Here is a 12,201-nt window from a genome sequence, read left to right on the forward strand (position 1 = left end):
TAAATCTCTTCGATAAAAAAACTTTTTCATATCCCTCCTCCAGGAATAACTTTACGTCAGAAGTACAGCGTCATTCAACTCGTCAAAATTAGGAATAAATGGGTCTTGTAAACATAAAAAAAGTATCGGAAACTGCTCAGCTGGGTCTTTGGCAGATCAGCGAAACTACCGATGCACTCCTGGCGACATTGATACTCACGTACGACGAAGAAAAAGTACTTCTTAACAAACGGAGCGAAAGGAAGAAAAAAGAATGGCTTGCAACAAGAAATCTTTTGCAAACCATGTTGACTCACAATGCCGGATTAAGCTACGACATACATGGAAAACCTTATTTAGAGAATAGTGAAGCGCATATTTCCATTTCACACTCTGCCGGGTACGCCGTAGTTTACATTGACAGCAGAAAACCAGTTGGCATTGATATTCAGAAATTGAAACCCGATATCAGCAAGGGTGTTGATTTTTACATAAATGAAACCGAACTGAACAGTTTTGACACCACGGACAATATCATGCTCCATATTATTTGGTCCGCAAAGGAATCCATTTTCAAATATCTGGGCGATCATCAGCTGGACTTCAAAGAAGATGTGACTTTGTTGCCTTTTGCCCGCAACCAATCTGGTACAATTCAGGTTAATATTTTACATTACGGTCAGAAACAGCGTATACACGTCGCATACGAACAGTTAGACGATTATATCCTTACCAGAACACTCTGAAACAGCACCATTGATACCTATGAAACGAATTTCTGTAACCCTGACAAAATCCTTCCTCCGTTTTCTAAGTCTGCTTTTCGCGTTGCCTTCTCTGGCACAGGTCCCTACCCTTTCGTCAGCGGAGATCTATCAGAATATCAAAAAGTTAAATGTTGTAGGTTCGGTGCTGCATATAGCTGCTCACCCCGACGACGAAAATACATTGCTGCTTACCTATATGTCAAAAGACCAAATGGTTCGCACTGGGTATCTGGCACTTACGCGTGGTGATGGCGGACAAAACCTGATCGGTGCTGAGCAGGGTTATAACATTGGTGTAATCAGAACGCAGGAATTATTGGGTGCCCGCAAGATTGACGGGGCACAACAGTATTTCTCCCGCGCTTATGATTTTGGGTTTTCAAAAACAAGAGAAGAGACGCTCAATTTCTGGGATGAAAACAAAGTTCTGGGAGATATAGTGTGGCTGATCCGCAAGTTTCAACCGGATGTAATTATCACGCGTTTCCCGCCGGATCCACGGGCGGGCCATGGTCATCACCAAACATCCGCTTACCTGGGAGAAAAGGCATTTGATATGGCAGCTGATAAAAAAGCATTTTCAGACCAGCTGAAGTACGTAAAACCATGGCAGGCAAAAAGACTGGTTTGGAACACATTTTCACCGGGATTCACTAATAAGGCTCCTGCTGATGAGAAAAGTACTTATATATCTATACCGATCAATGGATACAATCCCTTGCTTGGAACCTCATATTCTGAAATTTCAGCACTGAGCCGAAGTCAGCATAAAAGCCAGGGATTCGGAAGCGCACCTGCACGTGGAGAAAGAATTGATTACTTCTTACATAAAGCAGGCGAACCGGCATCTAAAAATATATTCGATGGCGTAGATCTGACATGGAAACGAATTCCAGGCAGTCAGCAAGTTCAGGAAACGGTATCAGCCTTGATCAAAAATTACAGTCTGAATGATCCTGCTGCATCATTGTCTGGTTTGCTGCAACTGAATCAGCAACTGTCCAAACTCGACAGCTCTGACATCAATGTAAAATCAAAGATACAGGAGGTAAAAGACCTGATCATCCAGTGTGCAGGTCTTTGGTTTGAAAGTAATCCTGTGAGTTCTTCGGCGACGCCGGGTGATTTTGAAAAAGTAAATATTGGTATTGTAAACAGAAGCGGATATCCTGCAAAATTGATTTCTCTACGCTGGACCGGTAGTAGCAAAGACAGTACAGTTAATTTAACCCTAAAAGAAGGTGATGAAAACAGATTTAGTGTAAATCCTCTGCTTCCCAAAGATCTGAAGATTAGCCAGCCCTATTGGCTGGAAAAACCGATTGTAAAAGGTATGTTTCAAATTGACGATCAACGGGATGTAGGATACCCTGAAAACCGTCCGGAAACGGTAACTACTTTCGTATTTGATATTGGCGGGCAAACATTTACGGTAACGCGTCCGTGGCTATACAAATTTACGGATCCTGCAGAAGGAGAAATATATCGCCCATTTGAAATACGCCCAACCGTAACCATTAATATTAGTGAACCTGTATACATTTTCGCCTCTGCGGAAGCAAAAAATGTGACGGTTACGGTGGAGGCTCAGAAGGAGAAAGTAACCGGAAAAGTAAAGCTGAACCTTCCCGCAGGATGGAAAACAGAGCCTGTTTCATCAGATTTTATCATAGCCGGAAAGAACCAGTCCCAAAACTTCATTTTCAAAGTTACCCCACCTGCCAAAGATCAGGAGGTGCGGATGACGGCATCCGTCGTCGCGGATGGTCAGACTTATACCAAATCGATCAGGACCATTGCTTACCATCACATTCCGAGTCAGACAATTTTCCCGGACGCCGAAGCAAAGCTGGCTAAGATTGACGTGCGGACTACAGTTAAAAACATCGGTTACATTCCGGGAGCTGGTGATGACGTGCCTACCGCTCTCAGACAGATGGGCTGCCAGGTAACCATGCTCGACGGTGCCGAACTCGCTAAAGATCTCTCTGGTTATGAAGCAATTGTAGTAGGTGTACGTGCCTATAATACCGTTGGGATGCTTGCACATTACCAATCGAAATTGATGGAATATGTCAAAAATGGAGGAACGATGATTGTCCAATATACCATTCCGGGTAATTTGACAGTTCCTACTATTGGTCCTTATCCACTAACTACTGGTAGAGACCGGATTACTGAGGAGGACGCTAATATGAAGTTCCTCATTCCCAACCATACACTGCTTAACCACCCTAATAAAATCACACAAAAGGATTTTGACGGCTGGATTCAGGAAAGAGGCTTGTATTTTGGTATTGACTGGGATAAGAAAAACTACCAGGCTTTACTGGCTGGCAACGATACTGATGAAACCAGCAAGGAAGGAAGTCTGCTGTATGCGCAATATGGAATAGGACACTATATCTACACAGGGCTTTCTTTTTTCCGGGAGTTGCCTGCGGGTGTTACTGGCGCTTACCGATTGTTTGCCAATATGATATCGGTCGGGAAGCAATAGTAGAATATTCCAAGTCATGCAGGTTCGCATGACTTGGAATGCTTTCAACCCATTTTTCCTTCTATTGAAATACTCAATGTACAAACTCCTATGATGAAGAAAGTATTACCTGTTTCACTTTTTCTTGCTTTCCTGCCTTTTTACCATTCCATTGCACAGAAGATTCCAATTATCCTCCCGGAGCGGGAACGCACTGCGGTGGTAGATCACATTCTGGAAGACCGCTTTGAAAACCTCTTGCCTACACTGATGAAAAGGGAAGGAATCGACATGTGGATCGTCATTTCCAGAGAGTATAATGAAGATCCGGTGATGAAAACCATGTTGCCAAGTGTATGGCTGTCGGCCCGTCGACGAACAATCATGGTTTTTTACGACCCTGGAAACGGAAAACCGCTGGATAAACTGGCTATTGCACGATATGATGTCGGCACATTGTTGACCGGAGAGTGGGACATCAGCTCTAACCCGGATCAATGGGATGCTTTGATAAAAGTAATTAAAGCCAAGAATCCGAAAAAAATCGGATTAAATTATTCTCCCACATATGCTCATGCCGATGGACTTACGTTCACGGAACATGAAGAGTTTATGCAGAAGCTACCAGAAACATATCAGCCGAAGATTGTATCGGCTGAGAAATTAGCTATCGGCTGGCTTGAAACCCGCACGGCAAAGGAAATGGCTATTTACCCAATGATCTGCCGGATTTCGCATGAAATCATCAATGAGGCATTTTCCGAAAAAGTAATTCAGCCCGGTGTCACCACTACGGATGACGTAGTATGGTATCTGCGCCAGCGTGTTACAGATCTGGGATTGGGTACGTGGTTTCATCCTACAGTAGATATTCAGCGAGCAGATGATCAGAATTTTGATCATCTGAGAACATTTGCCAAGCGCCCCGGCTCCCAGCCTATTATGCCTGGTGACCTCATTCATGTCGATTTTGGTATTACTTATCTCAGACTTAACACGGATCAGCAACAACATGCCTACATTTTAAAACCTGGCGAAAAGGACATACCTGATTATCTTAAAAAAGCATTTGCACAAGGAAACCGACTGCAGGATATTCTTACAGACTGTTTTAAAGCAGGTAAAACCGGCAATGAAATGTTGACAGAAGCACTGCAGCAAGCCGAAAGTGAAGGCATTACTGGTTCGATTTACTCTCACCCGATTGGCTCACACGGACATGCGGCAGGTCCTGCTATAGGCATGTGGGATAACCAGAAAACAGTAAAAGGCACAGGTGACTATCCGCTACATGAAAACACAGCCTATTCAATCGAACTGAATGTCGCCGTTCAAATTAAAGAATGGAACAAGACCATACGCATCATGCTGGAAGAAGACGGCTACTACGATCAAAATGGATTCCGATATATCGATGGCAGGCAAAAAGAGATTTTCTCTATTCCACGACAACTTCATGGTGTTGAATAGCGTTGGAAAAGAAACTGTGTTTTGTCTGTTATGAATTTGCGGTATTTCATATATACGTTCCTTTTAACGCTTTTTATCGTATCAGCTCAGGGTCAAAATCACTGGATTGCTTTTATGAATGCAGATAGTTCTTTGGTAGGATATAAAAACCAGGATAGCCAAATTCGCATTCCGCCCAGGTTTGAGACCTATTCTCCTGCTCAAAAGTTTGACGATATTATTGCTGTTTATGAGCGAGTGTCAGGAAAAATGGCCAGCTATTATCTGACCAAATCCGGCAGAGTTACTGGTCGGGATAGTATGTACGTTTTTGACAACACCCTTGATTGTGAAAGCGAAGGATTTATACGATTCCGTGACCCGAAAACCGACAAAGCCGGTCTTTTAAACAAAAAAGGAAACATTGTCATTCCTGCCATGTATAATGATTTGTCCAAAGTCGAGAACGGATTGATTGTCGCACTTTCAGGCGCAAATAAGCAAGCAACCCATCATGACGAGCATACAATATGGGAAGGTGGCGAGTCTGTATTAATTGACACAACAAATCAGATATTGATTGAAAACTTTGATGTAGAACATTCTATCAGCCTGCATACCTTACAACTGTCGGACAAACCCGGAACTGAGGATACAAGAAAATACTATAAGGGAATGAATGGTCAATATTATGGATTTATTGATACTGATGCCGAGTTCCGCCTATGGCTCAAAACCGCTCTGCTAACTGATTTCAGTGAGTCTTCCTTAAACAATGCGACTTTCAACGAAGTAAAATACTGGAGCGATCAATCCGGTTGGATATCCGAAAACGGCGAAATTTTTATAAAACAGAATTTTGCTATACTGAAAAAATTGCTGGATCAATTGAATAGCGCGGATTGTAAATATGATGTATTCAATGAAAGCCTGAATCCGTTTGTATTTGAATCTGAAATATTTTCACCTTACTTCAATAATTGTAACGAGCCTCTGAAAAATCGTTATCCTGTCCAAAATATCGTCATCAGCCATGGCAAAGGAATCCATCTGAAGCAGGATCATTTTGCATTCCTACGTACCGATACAGGTTATAAATTGATAAGTGTATCTCTCAGCACGGCACAGCTCAAATAAAAAACAGGAACAATCCAACCGTGGGCTATCCCTGTTTTTTATAACTATGATTTGTAGGTTACTGCTGTGATTCCAGCCAGTTGTGTATGTAAGCAGCTACCTCTTCCCAGCCTGGTTCGCCACATATATAATGTGATCGGTTTTCAAATTCACGGAAGAATGAGCCGCCACTGACGTCATCTGTATAAGCCTTGCTATTTTTTTCTACGAGCTCTGTGGGCACAATTAAATCCTCTTCGGCACCGATAAATAACAGTGGTGAATGTGGAACATCCAGATCTACCTGTCCCGCAGATCCCAGGCATCCACGTAATACATTCCGACTGTCGTGCGTTGCGGTTTCATCATAAGCGCGTCGTGCTGCCGCTTCATCTAATGTATTGCAGAACCCTTCGTGGAAACTTTCAGGTGTTTGCTTAAAAGGTTCGTCGCCTTTGAAAGGATTGGTAATGGCAGCTACATTTTTAAAAAACGGCCAGTCGAGCGTCATCATCATATTAGGAGCCACCGAGCAAATAGGTACACCTACACTTGCAAGATTTCTATTGACAAAAATCTGAGTAAGAAGCCCACCTACCGAGTGCCCGATTACAATTGGTTTATCTTTTACTTCCACCTCACCACCACCGGCTGCGACTACTGCCTGCTCCATAGCAGTGATCACATCTTCCAGCATCAGGTCACCCAAAGATGCCGGAGGATTTGCCCTTAAGGTGGAAGGATCTCCTTCGTGGTCAGGCCATGACGGCGCTACACAGTGGTATCCTCTTTCATTAAAATAAGCTACCCATTTATCCCAGCTGCGGGAATTCTGAAACATTCCGTGAATAAAAACAATGGTCTTTTTCATAATATTGGTCTTTAGTTTTGTGATTGAGAACTGACAAATTTGAGTCGAGTGTATAAAAACTAAGCCAATTTTTCATGCTATAGCTTAAGGTTGTAGTTTACTTCCATACCATCAACATCACAGTTTCAAACCTCCCGATATAAGCCAATTCACCAGATAAATCGCTGTTGAAATACCGATCCCGATCCCTAAAGCAACCTGAATGAAATAATAGATGAACTTACGTTCTCAATTCAAAAATATGCAGGTAGCTGAACTTGATTTACTCAGGCAAAAACTCTATGATCAGATCAAAAGAAGTTTTTCCGATGTGGTTAACGATCTACTTTATGACAGAGCTTAAGTGGATCATCTGAGCTAAACTAAGCCTTAGATTATTTAGTAGCCGCATAAAAACAAAAGGAGGGCAAAAATTGCTCTCCCTTTGTAACTTCAATATCCACTAGAAGCCTTACTATTATTTCCAATGCCTGGGTGTAAAGATCGGCATATTGTATTACCTGTATCTTACCGGAAAGTTAACGTCCCGTGAAATGGCACTTCTTTCTTTCCACTTATAGTCTATCCTGAGTAAATCCGTAAGCACAATGCCGGCAACCGTTACGACAGCAATAGCCTTTTTGAATATGATACAGTTCGGTAAATACAAGATAAGGTCCTTCCATGTAGTAATGGACACCTTTAATCAATTCAGATCCACTTTTGGAAAAAGCAATATCTTTCGAAGCAGCAACCAGCTGGTTCACATCATACAAACAAGTATTACATAAGCAACCATAATTTGTCTTTTCCAAAAAACGGATAGTCTCCGGTTGCAGACGAATTTTGGAGCATTCGCATTGAGCGATGTCGGAGGCGAGGCATTGAATGGGTTGCTGGCAGCGGGGACAAAGAGTATTCACAGATCAGATAATGATCATTTATTATAGATAAATATTTTAGCCTGCAAACCTATTTCAAAGCATATTCAGCTATTAACGCATCTGCCGGGATATGCAAAAGTTTACTAAACTTACGGATCATAGTAAGAGACAGAGCCTGCTTGTAGTTTAACACTTTGCTAACAGTGCCTTTGTCTCCATACTCCTTCGCCAGGTCAACAGATTTATAACCAAAATCTTCCATCCTGATTTTGATCAACTCCACCGGATCAACTTCTGGCAGCTCACTTGTTTTCTCCTCATAATCAGCAATCAGATGAGCTAACAATAGCTTCTCCTTATGCTCTTTGCAGCCTTGAACAACGCTTTTGATCTCCTGAAACCGGGCAAGTGCATTGTCATACTCCTGCTCATTGCTAATTAGAAACCAGTCGGTTTTCGTATTTTTCATAAAATAAGGAACAAAAGATAATCATACAGTTAAAGCATCAATTGCGTCGTATTCACTGTGTGTGCCTATAAATCTGACTTCAACAATTCCATCTGTGTAATCTATTTCAACAATCAGGCGATATTTATTTCCGACTATTTTAAATCTTGCCCGACTACCGGGAATAATTGAAGCATTCGGAAAATCTTCCAAAACATCAATTGACTTCTTCCAGTGCGCCTTTCTGACAATAGTTCTCCAAGTCTGTAAACTTTTACCAGAGTCTGAATGCTTCCTCACAAACTGATCCAGCCTGCGTGTCTGAACAATGATCATTCCTGAAATAATTTTGTTTCAACTGGATTTGAAGATTTATCATAACATTCCAATAGTAGAAACAATGTCTGATTTATGGTCAGTTGTAATAATACAAATATAGTAAATGTTGGTATACTACCAACACTCAATAATTCTCTTATTTATCAATTCAAAATCTTACCTTCTGAATATTACGGTATGTAGCAGAAAAGGGATAACCACTGATCGTCAGCCGTTACCCCCTTTCCTACTATACTATGTTCTAATAATGATTAACTCAATGATCGCCAAACCGCTTTTCGCCTGCTGTAATCGCCACGGCAAGTTTGTTTTGCTTTGGCGGTAACGGACAAGTTGCATATGGTGAGAATGCGCATGGAGGATTCGTGGCTTTATTGAAATCCAGCCAATAAGAGCCATCTTCTGCTTTTTCAGAAGCATACAAAAAACGGCCTGCACCGTAAGTTTCCTTCTTGTTGGTATCATCTCCGAAAATCAGAAACAGGTCCTTTTCCGTTCCAACTGCATCCAGTCTGTATTCTTTTCCTTTGATATTGAAAACCAGTGTACCCGGAGAATCTTCATCCGAAAGTCGTCCGGTGATATCGGTTATAGCTACTTTTTTGCCTTCTGTCTTTTCCAGTTTCGCTTTCACTCTCCAGTTTTCATCAATGGGATAAGTATGAATCCCTTTAAAATCTTTGAGTGTCTGGCTTTCCAGATCCCGTAAACGAATCGCATATTTATCACCTCTTTTAATAATAAACCATCTGAGTGACTGGTGTTTAACCACCACCGGTTTATCATACGGGAATAATGAAATCTTATCAACCGGTTCTGTACCGTTAAAAATATCGGCACCCTTATTTGCTACAAGGGTTACCTCTCCCTTTTGAAGGATAATTTTACCCAAAGCCGGTTGGCTATGTTCTTTTGGAAAGATGATATCATTTTCTGAGCTTCCCCCGAACGTATTCACACCTTCTTCTAACCAGAACAGGCCAGCCAGATTAAGCCAGCCTTCTTCGGCTTTCAGCCCTTCAATCCGCTTTTTATGCCACTCTTTAATCTGAGTCTCATATGTGGCATCTCCCCTAAAACTTAGCAGCACAAAACCCAGCAAAAGACAGGAAATGGAAAAGATTGATTTTTTCATCGTATTAAAAGTCTGTTGGTTAATTTGAAAATAGCCGGGCCGGAAATGCATCATTCCTGGCCCGGCTACTTCTTCATTCATTCAATCAAAATGTATATCTAACGGTTACTCCGTAAGTACGTTGGTCACCCACGATTCCCGCATACTGTCCGTAACTTCCGGGAGCAGCCAATAGTTGTTCGTAATAATTTTTGTTGAAAAGGTTTCTACCCCAAAGGAAGAACGAAACTCCGTTCGATGCTCTGAAACCAACACGCCCGTTTGTCAGCGAATATTCATCGATATTCAAATACTGAGACGGTGAAGGGCTGGATGAGAATCCTGATCTGTAGAATACATCAGCCGCAACGAAGTAGTTACCTTTCAGTCCAAGGAAGGTTCCCTTGGCTACTGCTTCACCTCCCGCAGATCCTGACCATTTAGAAATACCTGGCAAACGGCCACCTGAAATGTCTTTGAATGCCGCAGGACCACCTACTTCTTCCAAAGGAACCGGCGCGTTTGTGAATTTCACATACTTACCATCAGTATAAGCAACAGCAGCATTGAAGGTGAAAGCACCAAAACGGATATTTCCATCCAATTCAGCTCCTTGCACACGTACTTTCTCAGCATTAGCAAGGTATCCACGGTTCACACCAGGCTCCGGAGTTTGTACCTGCGTCTGGAAATCGTCGATGTCAGAGCGGTAGAACGTAAGGTTCAACACCGAGTTAGGAGATGGTTTGGTTTTGATACCAATTTCTTTGTGCGCTACGTACTCAGGCTTCACTCTTGCAAGATCAATCAAAACCTGTCCGTTTGCACTTGGCAATCCACCCACGTTCACACCAATTGGCTTGTAACCAATCGAGTAAGTTGCATAAGCATTTACCTTGTTTGTTGCTTTATACTGAACAGAAACCTGTCCTGAGAAATTTCCTTCTGCGTAATCAGTATTGAATGCCTGGTTAGAATAAACACCGTTTTTCAATGCCAACAGTGCAGGGTCAGTTGTTTGCAAACCGCCATAAGCTACGCGGCTGTAGTCAACCACTTTTTTGTCGTAGTTATAACGAATACCTGGTAGTAGGTGAAGTTTGTCTGTAATTACCCAGTCAGCTTGTGCAAAAGCAGCCACACTGGTACTTTTGATGCGGTTGGTCGTACGAATACCAAAGTTGTCAAACAAACCTGCAGTTGCCCACAACGGACTTGTTGAACTCTGAGCAAATCTCCATTGTGCCGAACCTGCTTCCTCAGTCTGTACCGGATCAGAAGTAAGATCCTGCCACAAACCAAACACGCCTACAACTCCACTCAATTTCGATGAAATTTTCCCCGAATAACGGATCTCCTGAGACCATTGATCATGCTTGGAGTTACCTGACGAAATTGTAAATACCGGCAGACCAATATAATCACGGTCATTCAAAGGAACCCATTTCCAATATCTCCAAGCTGTGGTAGAAGTAAGCGTACCGTTTCCTATTTTGATATCCGCATTCACAGAGACACCGCCGAGCTGGTTATCTGCTTTCGAAGGCGTATCCAGATCTAACTTACGCTCAAATGCACTTTTATAAGGAATCGTATAGCCAAGGTCAGCAATGATGTTGTTAAATTGACGATAAGTAGCTCTCTGTGTTGTTACAACACCTGCCACAGGCCATCCGTAACCGGTCGGCTTCTGATCAGAAATATCTCCAATTACAGTGATATTGATGTTGTCGTTTGGCTTATAAAGCAATTGTCCCCTTACACCAATGTTGTTAATATCGTTGATCGGTAGTTGTGTATGTTCATTAAAGAAAGTACCATTGCGTTGTGTACCTGTGAAAGAAACACGCGCCGCTAGCTTCTTACTAATAGGACCTGTCAGAGAAGCCTTTGCCTGTATAAAACCTAGATTTCCGTAGCTCAATTCAAAGCTTGCGCCAGGATTAAAACTAGCACCACGGGTGGTGATGTTAAAAGCACCCGCAGTTGTGTTTTTACCAAAAAGCGTTCCCTGTGGTCCACGAAGTACTTCAACACGCTCAATATCAATAAAATCCAAAGCCGTCGCCGCCGGACGAGCGTAGTATACACCGTCTACATAAAATCCAACTCCCGGGTCAATTCCATCATTCGTAAGACCGTAAGTCGATCCTAAACCGCGAATGTTCAAGGTAGTGTTACGTGCGTTGGAAGCATACAGCTGTACGGTGGGTACCAGTTCTTTCAAACGGTTTACGTTGAATGCACCTGCATCTTCTGCCCGCGTTCCGCCAATCACTGATATTGGAATGGGTACATCCTGAGCCGATTCCTGACGACGACGTGAAGAAATTACTACATCGTCTAACTGGGTATTGTTGGGGTCAAGCAGAATCTCTACTTTCTTGTCATTGATCACTACTTCTTTCTTCAAATAACCTACATAAGTCACAATCAGGGTGAAAGGAAGTGTTTGTCCTGTAACGAGTTCGAACTCTCCATTGGCATCTGTTACATCGCCATTGGTAGTTCCTTTGATGGTAATGGTGGCTCCTATAAGCGGTTCGTTAGACTTGGAATCCAATACTTTACCAGTAACATTAGCATTAATCAAAGTTCTATCCTGTGCTGATAGCAACAGCGGAAAGATCAATGCCGTCAGGAGGAAAGCTGACTTAAGAACTTGTTTCATTTTGGTGGTGTTTTTGGTGGTGTTTTTCTTCTCTGTTTGTGTTGACAGACTTTGATGTCGGCCGGCACCATCACGCCTCAGCGTAATTCTTTTATTGTGGTGCTA

10 protein-coding genes are annotated in these 12,201 nt (G+C 42.4%); 4 read left to right on the plus strand and 6 right to left on the minus strand.

The features are described from left to right. Window positions 1-98 precede the first annotated feature (98 nt). The 4 genes from AC1XUE_RS06575 to AC1XUE_RS06590 all read left to right on the plus strand — a co-directional run bounded on the left by AC1XUE_RS06575 (window position 99) and on the right by AC1XUE_RS06590 (window position 5,811). Window positions 99-725: a 4'-phosphopantetheinyl transferase family protein gene (locus AC1XUE_RS06575; RefSeq protein ID WP_483355141.1), complete on the plus strand. Its 627-nt coding sequence runs from the start codon at window positions 99-101 to the stop codon at window positions 723-725. A gap of 19 nt (window positions 726-744) precedes the next feature. Then, window positions 745-3,246 carry a PIG-L family deacetylase gene (locus AC1XUE_RS06580; RefSeq protein WP_483355142.1) on the plus strand — a complete coding sequence of 834 codons (2,502 nt, stop codon included), beginning with the start codon at window positions 745-747 and terminating at the stop codon, window positions 3,244-3,246. 93 nt (window positions 3,247-3,339) lie between these two features. Beyond that, window positions 3,340-4,695 (plus strand): M24 family metallopeptidase, encoded by a 1,356-nt coding sequence (locus tag AC1XUE_RS06585; protein ID WP_483355998.1) that lies wholly within the window; start codon window positions 3,340-3,342, stop codon window positions 4,693-4,695. A 114-nt stretch (window positions 4,696-4,809) separates the two neighbouring features. Continuing rightward, the gene (locus AC1XUE_RS06590; RefSeq protein ID WP_483355143.1) at window positions 4,810-5,811 is read left to right on the plus strand and encodes a WG repeat-containing protein; all 1,002 of its coding nucleotides are present in this window, start codon (window positions 4,810-4,812) and stop codon (window positions 5,809-5,811) included. Between the two features lie 58 nt (window positions 5,812-5,869). Here AC1XUE_RS06590 and AC1XUE_RS06595 read toward each other — a convergent pair whose 3' ends face one another. The 6 genes from AC1XUE_RS06595 to AC1XUE_RS06620 form a co-directional block, all read right to left on the minus strand. Next, complete coding sequence (locus tag AC1XUE_RS06595) at window positions 5,870-6,661, minus strand: alpha/beta hydrolase (RefSeq protein ID WP_483355144.1); 792 nt, start codon at window positions 6,659-6,661, stop codon at window positions 5,870-5,872. Window positions 6,662-7,215: 554 nt separating this feature from the next. After that, the gene (locus tag AC1XUE_RS06600) at window positions 7,216-7,563 is read right to left on the minus strand and encodes a cysteine-rich CWC family protein (protein ID WP_483355145.1); all 348 of its coding nucleotides are present in this window, start codon (window positions 7,561-7,563) and stop codon (window positions 7,216-7,218) included. 49 nt (window positions 7,564-7,612) lie between these two features. Next, window positions 7,613-7,993: a helix-turn-helix domain-containing protein gene (locus AC1XUE_RS06605; RefSeq protein ID WP_483355146.1), complete on the minus strand. Its 381-nt coding sequence runs from the start codon at window positions 7,991-7,993 to the stop codon at window positions 7,613-7,615. Between the two features lie 21 nt (window positions 7,994-8,014). Continuing rightward, window positions 8,015-8,308: a type II toxin-antitoxin system HigB family toxin gene (locus AC1XUE_RS06610; protein WP_483355147.1), complete on the minus strand. Its 294-nt coding sequence runs from the start codon at window positions 8,306-8,308 to the stop codon at window positions 8,015-8,017. Window positions 8,309-8,567: 259 nt separating this feature from the next. Continuing rightward, window positions 8,568-9,527 (minus strand): DUF1684 domain-containing protein, encoded by a 960-nt coding sequence (locus tag AC1XUE_RS06615; RefSeq protein ID WP_483355148.1) that lies wholly within the window; start codon window positions 9,525-9,527, stop codon window positions 8,568-8,570. 4 nt (window positions 9,528-9,531) lie between these two features. Next, window positions 9,532-12,096, minus strand: a complete 2,565-nt coding sequence (locus AC1XUE_RS06620) for a TonB-dependent receptor (protein WP_483355149.1) — start codon at window positions 12,094-12,096, stop codon at window positions 9,532-9,534. Window positions 12,097-12,201: the final 105 nt, after the last annotated feature.

It is taken from the genome of Dyadobacter sp. HNCC25DJ187 (assembly GCF_056895255.1).